Origin of the sequence: Actinocorallia sp. B10E7, assembly GCF_039871655.1 — a bacterium.
GTDB lineage: Bacteria > Actinomycetota > Actinomycetes > Streptosporangiales > Streptosporangiaceae > Actinocorallia.
The window spans coordinates 473,748-487,603 of the sequence record NZ_JBDPLZ010000004.1 but is presented as its reverse complement, the minus strand read 5'-3'; the positions used below and the strand labels follow the sequence as shown (position 1 = coordinate 487,603).

General features: G+C 71.0%; 14 protein-coding genes. 4 read left to right on the top strand and 10 right to left on the bottom strand.

Translation table 11 applies throughout. The features are described from left to right. The first annotated feature begins 87 nt into the window (after positions 1-87). Positions 88-2,058 carry a spermidine synthase gene (locus ABGB12_RS16155; protein WP_347678602.1) on the top strand — a complete coding sequence of 657 codons (1,971 nt, stop codon included), beginning with the start codon at positions 88-90 and terminating at the stop codon, positions 2,056-2,058. Here ABGB12_RS16155 and ABGB12_RS16150 read toward each other — a convergent pair. The 10 genes from ABGB12_RS16150 to ABGB12_RS16105 all read right to left on the bottom strand — a co-directional run bounded on the left by ABGB12_RS16150 (position 2,013) and on the right by ABGB12_RS16105 (position 10,218). Continuing rightward, a complete protein-coding gene (locus tag ABGB12_RS16150; RefSeq protein ID WP_347678600.1) occupies positions 2,013-2,684 on the bottom strand; it encodes a response regulator transcription factor in 672 nt (223 codons plus the stop codon). The genes ABGB12_RS16155 and ABGB12_RS16150 overlap by 46 nt on opposite strands. 116 nt (positions 2,685-2,800) lie before the next feature. Beyond that, a complete protein-coding gene (locus ABGB12_RS16145; RefSeq protein ID WP_347678598.1) occupies positions 2,801-3,712 on the bottom strand; it encodes a type II secretion system F family protein in 912 nt (303 codons plus the stop codon). Between the two features lies 1 nt (position 3,713). Beyond that, the gene (locus ABGB12_RS16140) at positions 3,714-4,811 is read right to left on the bottom strand and encodes a type II secretion system F family protein (protein ID WP_347678596.1); all 1,098 of its coding nucleotides are present in this window, start codon (positions 4,809-4,811) and stop codon (positions 3,714-3,716) included. Next, complete coding sequence (locus ABGB12_RS16135) at positions 4,808-6,223, bottom strand: CpaF family protein (protein ID WP_347678594.1); 1,416 nt, start codon at positions 6,221-6,223, stop codon at positions 4,808-4,810. The genes ABGB12_RS16140 and ABGB12_RS16135 overlap by 4 nt, the downstream gene beginning before the upstream one ends. Then, on the bottom strand, positions 6,223-7,404 hold the full coding sequence (locus ABGB12_RS16130; RefSeq protein ID WP_347678592.1) for an AAA family ATPase: 1,182 nt from the start codon (positions 7,402-7,404) through the stop codon (positions 6,223-6,225). The genes ABGB12_RS16135 and ABGB12_RS16130 overlap by 1 nt, the downstream gene beginning before the upstream one ends. 12 nt (positions 7,405-7,416) lie before the next feature. After that, entirely contained in the window at positions 7,417-8,181 is a 765-nt protein-coding gene (gene cpaB, locus ABGB12_RS16125) for a Flp pilus assembly protein CpaB (RefSeq protein WP_347678590.1), read from the bottom strand. Positions 8,182-8,199: 18 nt separating this feature from the next. Then, positions 8,200-9,348: a pilus assembly protein TadG-related protein gene (locus ABGB12_RS16120; protein WP_347678588.1), complete on the bottom strand. Its 1,149-nt coding sequence runs from the start codon at positions 9,346-9,348 to the stop codon at positions 8,200-8,202. Further along, complete coding sequence (locus ABGB12_RS16115) at positions 9,336-9,779, bottom strand: TadE family protein (RefSeq protein WP_347678586.1); 444 nt, start codon at positions 9,777-9,779, stop codon at positions 9,336-9,338. Before ABGB12_RS16115 ends, ABGB12_RS16120 begins: the two co-directional genes overlap by 13 nt. Next, positions 9,776-9,958 (bottom strand): hypothetical protein, encoded by a 183-nt coding sequence (locus tag ABGB12_RS16110; RefSeq protein ID WP_347678584.1) that lies wholly within the window; start codon positions 9,956-9,958, stop codon positions 9,776-9,778. Before ABGB12_RS16110 ends, ABGB12_RS16115 begins: the two co-directional genes overlap by 4 nt. An 8-nt stretch (positions 9,959-9,966) precedes the next feature. After that, a complete protein-coding gene (locus tag ABGB12_RS16105; protein ID WP_347678582.1) occupies positions 9,967-10,218 on the bottom strand; it encodes a Flp family type IVb pilin in 252 nt (83 codons plus the stop codon). Positions 10,219-10,533: 315 nt separating this feature from the next. Between ABGB12_RS16105 and ABGB12_RS16100 the strand changes: the two genes are divergently transcribed. From ABGB12_RS16100 to ABGB12_RS16090, 3 genes are all read left to right on the top strand, one after another. Continuing rightward, on the top strand, positions 10,534-12,075 hold the full coding sequence (locus ABGB12_RS16100; RefSeq protein WP_347678580.1) for an alpha/beta hydrolase: 1,542 nt from the start codon (positions 10,534-10,536) through the stop codon (positions 12,073-12,075). A 79-nt stretch (positions 12,076-12,154) separates the two neighbouring features. Continuing rightward, a complete protein-coding gene (locus ABGB12_RS16095) occupies positions 12,155-13,054 on the top strand; it encodes a phosphorothioated DNA-binding restriction endonuclease (RefSeq protein ID WP_347678578.1) in 900 nt (299 codons plus the stop codon). Between the two features lie 59 nt (positions 13,055-13,113). Continuing rightward, the gene (locus tag ABGB12_RS16090) at positions 13,114-13,854 is read left to right on the top strand and encodes a M50 family metallopeptidase (RefSeq protein WP_347678576.1); all 741 of its coding nucleotides are present in this window, start codon (positions 13,114-13,116) and stop codon (positions 13,852-13,854) included. The last annotated feature ends 2 nt before the right edge of the window (positions 13,855-13,856 follow it).

Genomic DNA, 13,856 nt, shown 5'->3' with positions numbered 1-13,856 from the left:
CGGCCCCGTCCCTCGGCCCCGGAGAACGCCATGATCCGCCTTGAGGAACCACCCCCGGAATCACCGGTTCGGCCCTCCCCTGCCCGGGTGCGGGTCCGGCTGGTCGCCGGCAGCGCGCTGATGCTCTTCCTGGAGCTCGCGCTGATCCGGTGGACCGGCTCAAACGTCGTTCATCTCGCTTATTTCAGCAATTTTGTGCTTCTCGGTTCTTTTCTCGGGATCGGGGTGGGTTTCCTGCGGGCGGGCCGCTCTCCCGGACGCCCGTACGCGTCGCTGTTCGCGCTGACCGCCCTGGTGTGGTTCGTGCTGAGCTTCCCGGTGACGATCAACCGGTCCGGCAGCGACGTCATCTACTTCACCGCCGTCGCGCTGGAGGGCCCGCCCGCCTGGGCGGTCCTGCCCGTCATCTTCCTGGCCGTCGCGGCCGTCCTCATGGGGCCGGCGCAGCTGGTCGCCGAGTGCTTCGCCGACCTCGCCCGGCTGGACGCCTACCGCTGGGACCTCGTCGGCAGCCTGCTGGGCATAGGGGTCTTCACCGCGCTGTCCTTCCTGTACGCGCCGCCGGTGGTGTGGGGAGTGATCGTCGCGGTCGTCTACCCGGCGCTGCTGGCCCCCCGCGGGTGGCTACGCCGGATGCTGGTGGTGGTCCCGGCGCTCGCGCTGGTGGCGATGCTGGCCGCGGAGTCGTCGGTGCCGCAGACGCTGTGGTCCCCCTACAGCAAGCTCACCTGGCGGGCCGCCGCCTGGTACGGCCACCAGGGCACCCACATCACCTCCAACGGGGTGCCGCACCAGAGCGTCTGGGACGCCGGGTACCGGCTGGCCGAGTCGCCGTTCTACGGCTACCCCTACACCCGGACGCCCGCCAACCCGCACCGCGACGTGCTGATCGTCGGCGCGGGCACCGGCACCGACGTGGCCATCGCGCTCGCCAAGGGCGCGACCCGGGTGGACGCCGTCGAGATCGACCCCCGCCTCAAGGAACTGGGCGACGAGCGCAACCCCGACCATCCCTATTCCGACCCGCGCGTCCACGTCCACGTCGACGACGGCCGGGCGTTCCTGTCCTCAACGTCGCGCGAGTACGACCTCATCCTCTTCGCCCTCCCCGACTCGCTGACCCTCGTTCCGGGGCAGGGCGCGCTGCGGCTGGAGTCCTACCTGTTCACCAGGGAGGCGTTCGAGTCGGCGCGCGAGCACCTGCGGGAGGGCGGCGCGTTCGCCATGTACAACTTCTACCGGGAACGCTGGCTGGTGGACCGGCTCGCGGGCACCGCCGCCTCCGTCTTCGGCCACTCCCCCTGCCTGGACGTGCCGTCGCAGGCCGGCCAGCTCGCGGTGATGACGGTCGGGTTGTCCGAGGCAGGGCAGACCTGCGAGGCGCGCTGGCAGGACCGGTCGTCCGTCGCGCCCGCCACCGACGACCGCCCGTTCCTCTACCTTCGCGAGGCCCGGATCCCCGGGTTGCACCTGGCCGTGCTCGGGATGATCCTCGCCGCGTCGCTGCTGGTGGTCAGGATGTTCGGCGGCCCGCTGCGCCAGATGCGCCCCTACGGCGACCTGGTGCTGCTCGGCGCCGCCTTCATGCTGCTGGAGACCAAGAGCATCACCGGTTTCGCGCTGCTGTTCGGCACCACCTGGGTGGTCAACGCGGTGGTGTTCGCCGGGGTCCTCGTCGCGGTGCTGGCCGCGGTGGAGGTGACCCGCCGGTTCCGCACCCCCGCGCCGCCGGTCCTGTTCGGGCTGCTGTTCGCGGGCTTGGCGCTGGCCTGGCTGGTGCCGCAGCCGTGGCTGCTCGCCCTTCCCGTCCCGCTGCGCGCGGTGGCCGCGGTGGCCATCGCCTTCCTGCCCGTCTTCACGGCGAACATCATCTTCGCCCGCAGATTCGAGGGCACCGCGGACGCGACCACCGCGTTCGGAGCCAACCTGCTGGGCGCCATGCTCGGCGGATGCCTGGAGTACCTGGGCCTGGCCACCGGCTACCACTTCCTGCTGCTGGTGGCCGCGCTCCTCTACCTGGCGGCCTTCGCCGCGGGACGGCGCGCCGCGCCCGTCTGAACCGGTTCCTCCACCAGGCCCAGGCGCAGCGCGGCCATCAGCGCCTGGGCCCGGTTGGAGGCGCCGAGCTTGTCGTAGATCCGGGCCGTGTAGGTCTTGGCGGTCGAGTGGCTCAGGTGCATCCGGCGGCCGATCTCGGCGATGGACAGGCCCTGGGCCATCAGCTGCAGGGTCTGCAGCTCGCGGGGGCTGAGCAGCCGCTCGCGCTCACCGCGCCGGGTCAGCGCCCGGGCCAGGCCGCGGGCGGTGAAGGAACCGGGGGCGACGGCGGCGTGCCGGATCGCGGCCAGCAGCTCGGGCAGTTCGGCCGAGTGGGAGACATGGGCGCTGGCCCCGGCGTCCATCGCGCGGAACAGCGGGGCGTCGTCGTCGGAGGAGGCCATCACCACCACTCCCGTGTCGGGGTGGCGCTCCCGGATCTCCCGGCACAGGCCGAGCCCGTCCCCGTCGGGCAGCGCCGCGGCGAGCACCACGGTGTCCGGCCGGTGCAACTCCACCTGGGCCCGCCCTTCGGCCAGGGAGGACGCCTCGCCGACGATCTCCAGGTCGGGGTGGTGCCGCACCACCCCGGCCAGCCCGTGACGGCAGAGCGTGTGACCGTCGATCACTGCCAGCCGGAATCCCATCTGACCCCTTCGATCACCTCTCGTAACGAACATTTCAAGATTAAACAGCGAAATATCTGCTACGGCCCCTACGTTCCCGGCTGGTGACCGAGCTGTGATCCTCTCGCGACCCCGGCTCAGCGGAATCCAGAACCGGACAAATAGGAGATAATTCCAGGACCCAAGAGCACCAGGAAGATCGCCGGAAATAGGCAGAAAATCACCGGAATGGTGATCTTCACCGCCAATTTCTGCGCCCGTTCCTCGGCCTTCTGCCGGCGTTTCACCCGCATCTCGCCCGCCTGCTCGCGCAGCACCTTGCCGATCGGGATGCCCAGGTCCGACGCCTGCACCAGCGCCCCGACGAACGTCCGCAACTCCGGCACCGACGAACGGTGCGACATCGCCCGCAACGCCTCCTCGCGGGACTTGCCGATCTGCACCTCCTGCATGACCCGGACCAGCTCGGCGGCCAGCGGACCCCGGGTGTTCTGGCCCACCCGCGCCAGCGCGGCGTCGAAGCCGAGCCCGCTCTCCACGCTGACCACCAGCAGGTCGAGGATGTCCGGCAGGGTGCGGCCGATGTTCTCCTGCCGTTTGAGGCCCTCGTTGTAGAGCAGCAGGTCGGGCAGGAAGAAGCCGGCCGCGCCGAAGGCCGGCACCAGCAGCGGGCCGTAGCCCGGCGCGCGGAGCATGAACAGCAGGCCGACCACCCCTCCGGCCACCAGACCGCAACCCTTGAACGACAGCAGGCGCTCGGGCGTCCAGCCCCCGGGGTTGCCCGCCCGGTCCAGCCGCTCCTGCATCGCGCCGACCACGCCCGCCGGGGACAACCGCAGCGCCAGGCCGCGGAACCTCCGCATGAGCGCGGATTCGGCACGGCCCTCGAACGGGGAGCGACCGCGCCCGGCGTAGTCGCGCTCGATGGAGCGGACGGCGCCCGCCGCGCCCTCCCGCCCGTCCCGTCCGCCCCAGACCAGGGTGAGGACCAGCAGCAGGACGCCGAGGAACACCCCGGCCAGCCCGCCGTAGAGCAGCCAGGCGCCCATCTCAGGCCTCGATCCTGACCATGCGGCTGATCCAGAACCAGCCGACGGCCATCAAAAGGGCTCCGGACACCAGCATCAGCACCCCCAGGGGCGAGTCGAACATGGGCCGCAGATAGTCTGGCCTGAAGATCATCAATCCGGTGAAGAGCAGGACCGGCAGCGCGAGGAGCACCTGCGCCGACAGCCTCCCCTCGGCCGACAGCGCCCGGATGTGGCGGCGCAGCCTGGTGCGCTCGCGCATCGTCTCCATCGTGGTCTCGATGACGTCGGCGAGGTTGCCGCCGACCTCCCGCTGAATCCGGATGGTCATCACCACCCAGCGCAGGTCGGGGCAGTCCATGCGGTCGGCCACCTGGTCGAGCGCGTCCTCGACGGAGACCCCGATCCTCGTCTGGGCCAGGGCGCGGCCCATCTCGACGCCCAGCGGCCGCACCTCCTGGGCGCCGAGGCGCTCCAGCGACTGCGACACGGTGAAACCCGAGCGCAGACTGCCCGCGATCATCGCCAGCGCGTCGGGGAGCTGGTCGGCGAAAGCCTGGACCCGCCGGTCACGCGCGCTCGACAGCGCCACCCGCGCGACGCCCAGGGGCAGGGCCACGCCCAGGATCAGGGAGACCACGAGGCCGCCGGTGAACAGCCACAGGCCGACGACCGCCAGCAGGCACGCGACGCCCCGCAGCAGCCCCCACTCGTGGGGGGCGAGCGTCCAGCCGGCCTTGGCCAGCTGGTCGGCGATCCTGTCGCCTCGTCCGGTGGCCTGCACCAGCCTCCGGCTGAACTCCAGCAGACCGCCGAGAAGCTCCCCGAAGCCGCGCTCTCCCCGTCCACGGGCCGGCTTCGTGCCCGGACGGTACTCCTCGATCCGGTGCGGGACGTCCGAACGCGGGCCGAAGAACGCGTCGCCGATGAGGTGGACCGTGGCCAGGATCGCCACGAAGCACAGGCCGAGCAGCGCGCCGAGACCCGGTCCGATCACGCTTCCGGCGGATTCGGTTCCCGACGGCGCGGGCGTCGGCACCGACACCGCCGACGCCTCGGACGTCGGGCATGCCAGGAGCACCGCGAGGGCCACCGCGCACAGCACGCGCCCGCAGCTCACCACGGCGCCTGCTCGTAGCCGAAGATCTCGTGGGGCAGGGCGATGCCCAGGTCGCCCAGCTTGCTCAGGAAGCGGGGCCGCAGCCCGGTGGAGCGCAGCGTGCCCAGGAACCGGCCGGACTGGTCGACCCCGGCGCGCATGTCGAACAGGAACAGGTCCTGCAGAGTGATGATCTCGCCCTCCATCCCGGACACCTCGGTGACGTGGGTGACACGGCGGGTGCCGTCCTTCAGCCGGGACTGGTGGACGATGAGGTCGACCGCCGAGGCCATCTGCTCCCGCACGGCGCGCACCGGCAGCTCCATGCCCGACATCAGCACCATCGTCTCCAGCCTGGAGAGCACGTCGCGAGGGGCGTTGGCGTGGACGGTGGCCAGCGAGCCGTCGTGGCCGGTGTTCATCGCCTGAAGCATGTCGAGCGCGGCGCCGTCGCGGACCTCGCCGATGACGATGCGGTCGGGCCGCATCCGCAGGCAGTTGCGCACCAGGTCGCGGATGGTCACCTCGCCTCGGCCCTCGACGTTGGCGGGCCTGGCCTCCATCCGCAGCACGTGCTCCTGGCGGAGCTGGAGCTCGGCGGCGTCCTCGATCGTCACGATGCGCTCGTCGGAGGGGATGAACGACGACAGCACGTTCAGCGTCGTCGTCTTCCCCGAACCCGTCCCCCCGCTGATGACGATGTTGAGCCGGGCCCGCACGCACGCCGCGAGCAGTTCGGCGACCTGCGGGGTCAGCGTGCCGAAGCCGACGAGGTCGTGGACGGTCAGCGGATCGGTGGCGAACTTGCGGATCGTCAGCAGGGAGCCGTCGATGGCGACCGGCGGGACCACCGCGTTGACCCGGCTTCCGTCCGGGAGCCTGGCGTCCACCATCGGGCTGGACTCGTCGATGCGCCGCCCCACCCGGGAGACGATCTTCTCGATCACCCGGCGCAGGCTGCCCTCCCCGGCGAACGCGCCCTCGGCCAGATGGATCTTTCCGCCGCGCTCCACGTAGATCTGGCCCGGCCCGTTGACCATGATCTCCGAGACCTCGGGGTCGTTGAGGTAGGGCTCCAGCGGGCCGAGGCCGAGGATCTCGTCGAGCACCTCCTGCTGCACCCTGCCCCGGTCCAGCAGGGTGAGCGGGGTCTGCTCCTGCTCGATGACCTGCTGCAGCGTGGTGCGGACCCGCTGCTCCAGCTCGCCCGGGCTGAGGTTGGCGTCGTACAGCTTGGGCCCGAGCGCCTCCACCAGGGACTGGTGCACCCGGCGTTTCAGGCCGGCGAACGGGTCGACGGGGCGGCCCGACCTGCTGCCCGTCCGCCCCTGCGGGGAGACGGCCAGCGCGGCGGAGGGCCGGGGCTCCGCCGGGTCGGCGGTCTCCTTGATCGTGGCGTTGAGCCGGGCCAGCCGCTCGCTCAGCGAACTCATCAGCGGACCGTCCTGGAGCGCCGGAAGAGTTTGCGCCCGCCGGGATCCCGCACTGCCTCGTTCCCCTCGGTGACGGCCAGCGCCACCCGGGCGACGGCCTGGCTGAAGGAGTGCCCCGGGTCCTGCCTGACCAGGGGGACGCCGCGGTTGACCGAGGCGGGGACGTCCTGGCTGTGCGGCAGGTGGACGGTGGCGCGGGCTCCGATGACCTTCTCGATGTCGGTGACGGGGAGACCGGCCTTGATGTCGGCGCGGTTCAGCAGGAAAGAACGGGCCGCGGGCGGGTAGCCCAGCAGGTCCAGCATGTCCAGGGTGACCCGCAGGCCCTTGAGCGCGGTCACCTCGGGGGTGACCGGCAGCAGGTGCCGGTCGGCGACGTCCATCGCGGCCAGCACATGCTCGCTGAGCTGGGACGGGGTGTCGACGATGACCACGTCGAAGCTGCGTTTGAGCATGCCGAGCAGTTCGGTCACCAGCGGCCCGGAGATCTGTTCGGACTCCCCCGGTGAGACCGGCGCCAGCACCGTCGCCAGCCCCGACTCGTGCCGGACCAGCATCGACTGCACCCCGGTCTCGTCCATCCGCCCCGCCATCGGGACGGCGTGCACGATCGTGCGCTGCGGGCTCAGCCTCAGCATGATCGCCACATCGCCGAAGGCCAGGTCCAGGTCGACCAGGCACACCTGGAGGCCGTCCCGTCCGGCCAGCGCGACGCCCAGGTTGGTGGCCAGGACCGTCTTGCCGCAGCCGCCCTTGGCCGCGAACACCACGACGATCCTGCCGTCTCGGCCCGGCGACGGCGGCGCCTCGGGGCGGCCCGCCCTCTGGATGCCCCGGGAGACCTCCCAGCAGCGGCGGCAGGCGTCCATCAGCGCCTGGAAGTCGCGGTCGGGCACCACCTCGCGGACGCCCGCCCGCATCGCCTCGGCCATGAGGCCCACGTCGACCTTCTCCCGGACCAGCACCACCCCGACCTCGGGGCGGTCGGAGCGGCGGGCCGCGGCGAAGGCGATCGCACCGGGCAGTTCGACGTGCGGGCCTATGACCACGACCAGTTCCTCCGGGTCCGCGGCCAGCCGCTCGTCCACGGCCCGCAGGGTGCGGACGACGCGCCCGTGCTCCCGGAAGCCGGCGGCCAGCCGCCGCGCGACGGCCTCGTCGGGTTCACAGATGACCGGCATGCCTCCCCCGTTTCACTTGACGATGGTGAAGTTGCTGATGCCCGGGCTCTTCACGTCGAGCTCCGAGGAATCGGTCTGCAGACCCATGTAGAGCGCGTTCCCCTCGCCCTCCCCCGTGCCCTGGGTGGCGCCGAGGATGAGCCGTTCCGCCTGCTCCTGGGTCACGCCGAGGGTGATCAGCGCCCGGTTCCCCCGGGGGTCCTGCTCGGTGCCGTCCGTGCTGGCCGGGCCGACCGCCAGGACGGGCACGTCGGACATGAGGATGCGCACCCGCTGCTCGGCGACCTCGGTACGGGACCGTCCCGAACCGCGGGCCTTCACCTGCTGCAGCGCGATGAAGACGACCACCTTGCTGCCGGGCTTGGCGTAGCCGGCGACCCGCTGCGGCTCGTCCATCTCCACGGTGAGCGCGATCCTGCCCTCGGGGATGGCGAAGGCCTGGCTGGCGTCCTTCTCCTCCATCAGCGACCGTGTGATCAGCGCGCCCTCGCCGACCGCGGTGTTGACGACCAGCCGCAGGTCGTCCCCGGTCAGCCGGGAGAGCGCGTCGTCGGGGACCGCCCCCGCGGGGTAGTTGCGCAACCGCAGGTAGCCTCCGCTCTCCAGCTTCGCCACCTCGGTACCGGCGGGGATGGCGCGGGCGGCGACGAGCACGCTCACCGGACTGCTGCGCTCGGCGGCCCGGTCGTCGGCCGCGCGCACGTAGGCCAGCACGGCCAGGGTCCCGGCGCCCGCCAGCACCAGCGCGACGATGACGGAGATGAGCCGACGGTTCATGCGACCTTCATTCGTTCGTCAGCCCGCCAGCTTGAGGCTGCTCAGGCCGTAGCCGCCCTGCCCGCCGAAAGGACCCTTGATCGTGTCCTTGACGAAATGGCCGGCCACGCAGGGATTGGGGGTGCAGGGCGGGGGGCCCGCCTCCAGGGGCGGATACCGGTAGAGGCCGAAGTTCACGCCGGTGATGACGAAGGGCGCGAGACCCACCACGTGGTAGCGCTCGAACAGCAGGAACGGGTCCGACTCGTCGTAGACGGGAAGGTAGACGATGCGGAGTTCGGGGTCGAGGCCGAAGAGGAACCGCTCCAGGTAGGTGACGAGGTCCTGCAGGGAGGCCAGGAACCGGCAGAGCGCGGAGACGCCGCCCGCGCCCAGGACGCCCAGCAGATTGTCCAGGTCGAAGCCGACGTAGTCGCGGCCCGTCTCCACCTCGTCGACGCAGGTGACCACCTGGGGGCCGATGAGGACGCCCATGTTCCCGTCGCCGCAGCCGTCGATTCGGCTGCGGAGCACGATCTCGTCATCCGGCGGGTCCCAGGGGAACCGCGTGGGTTTGGCGGCGACCCTGGCTCCGTTGCCGGTCAGCGCCTTCCAGGCGCATTCGGAGACCATCACCTTGAACGCCTCCGGCACGCTCAGCGCCGCGCCCCAGGTGACCCGGGCGCAGGCGGCGACCGTGGTGCCCTCCGGCTCGCCGGCCAGGGCTTTGGCGAAGGTCGCGGGCAGCAGCCGGGAGCTGTCTTTCTGGCGGGTGCTGGCCTGGATCTCGAGGTAGTCGCCCTCCTCTGGACGCTCTCCCACGCAGCCGGAGAGGTTCTCCGGGGCGGGGCGGCACCGCTCCAGCAGCGCGGCTCCGCGCTGCCTCCCGCACATCGGCAGGAGGTCGACCGCGCCGTCGGACGCGTTGCGCTCGGCGATCGGCCTGGCCGCATCCAGCAGCGTCTCGGGCGTGCATGGCCGGGTGCCCTCCTGCTGGGCGCAGGCGGTGACGGCGGCGAGCGCGGCGGCGTCGGCGCTGCTCTGCAGTTCCTCCCGCTCGGTGTAGATCCGGCCGACGTCTACGACGACCGCCGCCGAGCCGAGCAGGATCCCGCCGGTGAGCAGGACGGCCACCAGCGGGGTCATCGAACCGCGATCCCCGCGCAGCCGGGTCATCAGTCCTCGCATGGCGCTTCCGCTCGTCCTCCGATTTCCAGGGTGTCCAGGCCGGGGATGAAGCCGATGGCGGCCTCGGACTCGTAGGCGAAGCTCACCGACGCGGTGCGCAGCCCGCTCTCGCCCGCGGGGGCGCACGGGGTGAACCGGACGGCGCCCGGCGGCAGGTCCCGGCCCACCAGCCGGCCGATGACGCCGCGCCCGGCCTCGGCCTTGGCCGCCGGGCCTCCCTCGGTCAGCAGGTAGGCGCGCAGGCCCTGGCGGGCCGCGTTCGTCGCGGTGATCTTCTGGTTGAGCCAGAGACCGGTGTCGATCATGCCGAACACGACCACCAGCAGCATCGGAAGCACCAGTGCGAACTCCACCGCGGCGGCTCCGGCCTCGCGCTCGGCGGGACGCGCTTCGCCTCCTCGGAGCGGCCCGGTGTGCTCCGGCGCGGTCACGGGGGTGTCGCCTCCGCGCTCACCTGGCCGGCCTGCCGGTCGACCAGCCCGTCCAGGCCGTCGCCCAGCGCCCTCGCCGCGCCGACGGCGGCGACGACCAGCAGCGCGCACAGCAGCGCGTACTCGACCGCCGTGGCACCCCGGTCGCCCCGGCGGTCACTCGTCCGGTCCGATGGCATGGGTGCGGTCAGCCGGCCGGCGGAGGGGGGTTTCCACCGCCGCCCGGCTGGTTGTTCACGATCTGGTTGTTGGTGTTCGTGAAGATGCCCGCGATGGTCTCGCCCAGCGTCGCGACGAGGGCGACGATCGCGACGGCGATGAGGGAGACGATGAGCGCGTACTCGACCGCCGTGGCGCCCCGGTCCCGCAGGTCTCCGGGCCTCGCCTCCCGGAGCGCGTAGTAGCCCAACTGCAGGCGGATCACTGCCTTCTTGATCATTTCGGGGGGTCCTTCCGGAAACCGCCCAGGCGTGGTCATCGCCCGGACTCCGACAAAGGCCCAGCTTGGAGACTGTCCGACTTTGGCGAAAGACACCTTTTGGACTTATGTCATCACCCGAACGGATGACATGTCACCCGAAAGGAGGTCTGTCAGAGAGCTCCTAACAGATCACAGTGCCGAGGCGCTATATCACCTTAGCGATAGTTTGAAATTACCGATAACCGGGATGTTCTGGGTGGCGCCCGGTAAACCCGCGATTTGCATTGAGCGTCTTTTGTCTGAGAATGGGCCCCGACTCCTGGGAGGTCCACAGTGGCAGTGCACGTCGTGGCGGTCGGGTCTCGGTCGAGCCGCTCGCTCCCGGCCCTGGTGATGCCCCTCGTCCTGCTCGGAGCCGCCGCCTGCCAGAGCAGGCCCGCGCCCGCCCTGCCCGAACCGACTCCGACCGTCGACACCGCCGCGTTGGAACGCTTCTACGAGCAGAAGCCCGGGTGGCGGGCCTGCAAGGGGCACAAGGCGTTCCGGTGCGCCGACGTCGAAGTACCGCTGGACTACCTGGACCCGGAGGCCAGGACGCTGCGGATCGCGGTGACCCGGCTGAAGGCCACCGGCTCCCGGCTCGGCTCTCTGCTGGTCAATCCCGGCGGGCCCGGGGCGTCCGGGGTGGAATTCGCCTACTCCGCACGCGGCGTCTTCACCTCCCGGGTCCGGGAGCGCTACGACATCGTCGGCTTCGACCCGCGCGGAGTGGGCGAGAGCAACGGCATCCGCTGTCTGGACGACGACCAGCTCGACCGGTACCACGCCACCGACTCCACCCCCGACAACGGAGCGGAACGGCAGAGGCTCCGGACGATGTCACGCCGCTACGCCGAGGAGTGCCAGGACAAGTCCGGCTGGCTCCTGCCGCACATGGGCACCCGGAACGTGGCCCGTGACCTGGACATCCTGCGCGCGGTGCTGGGCGAACAGCGGCTGAACTACTACGGGGCCTCCTACGGGACACAGCTCGGCCAGGTCTACGCCGGGCTCTTCCCCGGAAGGATCCGGCGGATGGTGCTGGACTCGGTGGTCGACTCGAAGTACTGGGCCGGCGAGGTGCAGGAAAGGCAATTGCTCGCCCTGGACGAGGAGTTCGACCGGTTCCTCGGCAGCTGCGTCCGGCACGGCTGCACGCTCGGATCCGACCTCAAGGAGGCCCGTGCCAACGTCTGGAAACTGCTGGGAAGGACCGACGAGCGGCGTCTTCGCAGTCCGGACGGCCGGAAGGTGAGCGACACCGACATTCACACGGCGTCCGTCCTGCTGGCGATGGAACCCCGGTTGTGGAGCACCGGACGGCAGGCCTTCGCCGAGGCGGCGCGAGGCGAGGGGCGGCTGTTCCGGCGGCTGGCCGACGCCGCCCGGGGACGTTCCCCGAGGGGGCTTTATGACTCCAGCATCCCGGCGTGGATGGCCGTCACCTGCCTGGAGACCCCCGAGGAGATCCGCCGCGAGCGGGCCACCGACCGGCAGATCGCCCGGATGGCGGGGAGATCGCCGATCTTCGCCGACGTCAACAGCACCATCGCGTGCTCGTACTGGAAACCCGCGTCGATCCCCCAGGAGGCGGTCGAACCGCGCGACGCCGGGCCAGTGCTGCTCCTCAACAACACCCGCGACCCGCGCACCCCGCTGGCCTGGGCCGAGGCCGTCACCAAGCGTTTCCCCGGCGCCGCCCTTCTCACCAATGAGGCGGAGGGACACGGCGTCTACGGACGAGGCGCCTGTGTGAACCGGGCCGTGGACGACTACCTGATCGCAGGGGCGCTTCCCGCCGCGGCCGGTTGCTCCGACAGCGGCCCCGACTACTGATCTCGCATCAGTTAAGGAAGTGTGCACTTGTAACCTGATGGACCGGGACAATAGCCGTGAAAAGTTTTACGATTCGGCAATGGAGTGGCTGGAGCGCGTCACGAGGTTGCGGCGCTGGACCCGAGGCGGAGAACGGGATCCCCACAAGGCGCTCCTGCTTCTCTACGCGATCGGGCAACTGCAGCGGACCGGTTTCAAGCCGATCCGCTTCCGTGAGGCGGAACCGGCACTGGAACTGCTCTTCGCCGAGTTCGGGCCGCCGAAACTGGCGGGCCCCGCCTACCCCTTCCACCATCTGGCCGCGGACGGCCTGTGGGAGGTCGCGGCGGCGGGCGGCAGGCCCAGCCCCGGAGCCGACCGCGAACTGCTGGTCGCCGGCGACGTGCACGGCAGGCTGATGCCGGAGTTCGCCAAGGAGATGCTGACCGACCCTGCGCTGATGGCGCAGATCGTCCGGGTCCTGCTGGACACCAACTTCGAGCCCGGCCTCCACCCCGACCTGTGCTCGGCGGCCGGGCTCATGCCCGAGCTCGCACAGACCGCGGCGATCGCCCCCTATCTGAAGGACCACCTGCCCCGGGCCGAACGGGACCCTACGATCCGGCAGAAGATCCTGGTGGCCTACGACTGCCGCTGCGCCTTCTGCGGCTACGAGGGGTGGATCGGCAACAGCGTGATCGGCCTGGAGGTGGCGCGGCTGCGCTGGTGGGCCTTCGACGGGCAGGACGACCTGACCAACTGCCTGTGCCTGTGCACGCTGCACCACCGGTTGTTCGACAAGGGCGTGCTGGGAGTCGTCCCGTCCGGGAAGATCCTGGTCTCACGGCACTTCGTCGGCACCACCGAGGCCTCCCGGCGGATGGTGACCGAGCTGAACGGCAAGGCCGTCAGCCCGCCGCAGACGGGGTTCGCCCGGCCTGATGTCCGCAATGTCGACTGGCACACCCGGCAGGTCTTCCGTGGTCCCGCCCGGATCTGAACGCGCGGACGGCTCGGCGCGTCATAACCTGAGCGCACGTGAAGGGCGGAATGCGAAACATGACGGAGTTCAGTGATCTGTGGGAGGCGCAGGCCGACCCTGATCTGTGGATCGTGGCGGCGGCCGCCGTGCTCGCCCTCTTCCTGGTGGCCTACGGGCCGGCCTGGCGGGTGTCGCGCAACGTCGTGACGATCGCGCACGAGGGAGGGCACGCCCTGGTGGCGCTGCTCACCGGCCGCAAGCTCGACGGCATCCGGCTGCACTCCGACACCTCGGGCGTCACCGTCTCCCGGGGCAGGCCCGACGGGGCCGGCATGGTGCTCACCGCGCTCGCCGGATACGTCGCGCCCCCGCTGCTGGGACTGCTGTTCGCCTGGCTGCTGGAGGTCGGGCGCATCACCCTCATGTTGTGGTTCTCGCTGGCCCTGCTGGCCGGGATGCTGGTGATGATCCGCAACGTCTTCGGCGTGGTCTCGGTGCTGACCACGGGCGGAATCGTCTTCGCCGTCTCCTGGTTCGCGCCGACCGACGTCCAGGCCGCCTTCGCCTACTTCGGCGCCTCCTTCCTGCTGCTGGCGGGCGCGCGGCCGGTGGTCGAACTGCAGCGGCTGCGCGCCCGACACCAGGCGCCGAGCTCCGACGCCGACCAGCTGGCCCAGCTCACCGGCGTGCCGGGCCTGGTGTGGGTGTTCGCGTTCGGGCTGGTCGCCCTGGTCTCGCTGGTGCTCGGCGGGAAGCTGATGATCCCCGCCGAGACCGTCGAGACGTCCTACTTCGGCTGGTACACACCCTCCTCCTGAAC

Excerpts from the sequence above, each read along its gene's own strand:
- ABGB12_RS16150 (WP_347678600.1), bottom strand. The coding sequence starts at position 2,684 with ATGGGATTCCGGCTGGCAGTGATCGACGGTCACACGCTCTGCCGTCAC.
- ABGB12_RS16145 (WP_347678598.1), bottom strand. The coding sequence starts at position 3,712 with ATGGGCGCCTGGCTGCTCTACGGCGGGCTGGCCGGGGTGTTCCTCGGC.
- ABGB12_RS16135 (WP_347678594.1), bottom strand. The coding sequence starts at position 6,223 with ATGAGTTCGCTGAGCGAGCGGCTGGCCCGGCTCAACGCCACGATCAAG.
- ABGB12_RS16130 (WP_347678592.1), bottom strand. The coding sequence starts at position 7,404 with ATGCCGGTCATCTGTGAACCCGACGAGGCCGTCGCGCGGCGGCTGGCC.
- cpaB (WP_347678590.1), bottom strand. The coding sequence starts at position 8,181 with ATGAACCGTCGGCTCATCTCCGTCATCGTCGCGCTGGTGCTGGCGGGC.
- ABGB12_RS16120 (WP_347678588.1), bottom strand. The coding sequence starts at position 9,348 with ATGCGAGGACTGATGACCCGGCTGCGCGGGGATCGCGGTTCGATGACC.
- ABGB12_RS16110 (WP_347678584.1), bottom strand. The coding sequence starts at position 9,958 with ATGCCATCGGACCGGACGAGTGACCGCCGGGGCGACCGGGGTGCCACG.
- ABGB12_RS16105 (WP_347678582.1), bottom strand. The coding sequence starts at position 10,218 with ATGATCAAGAAGGCAGTGATCCGCCTGCAGTTGGGCTACTACGCGCTC.
- ABGB12_RS16095 (WP_347678578.1), top strand. The coding sequence starts at position 12,155 with ATGGAGTGGCTGGAGCGCGTCACGAGGTTGCGGCGCTGGACCCGAGGC.
- ABGB12_RS16090 (WP_347678576.1), top strand. The coding sequence starts at position 13,114 with ATGACGGAGTTCAGTGATCTGTGGGAGGCGCAGGCCGACCCTGATCTG.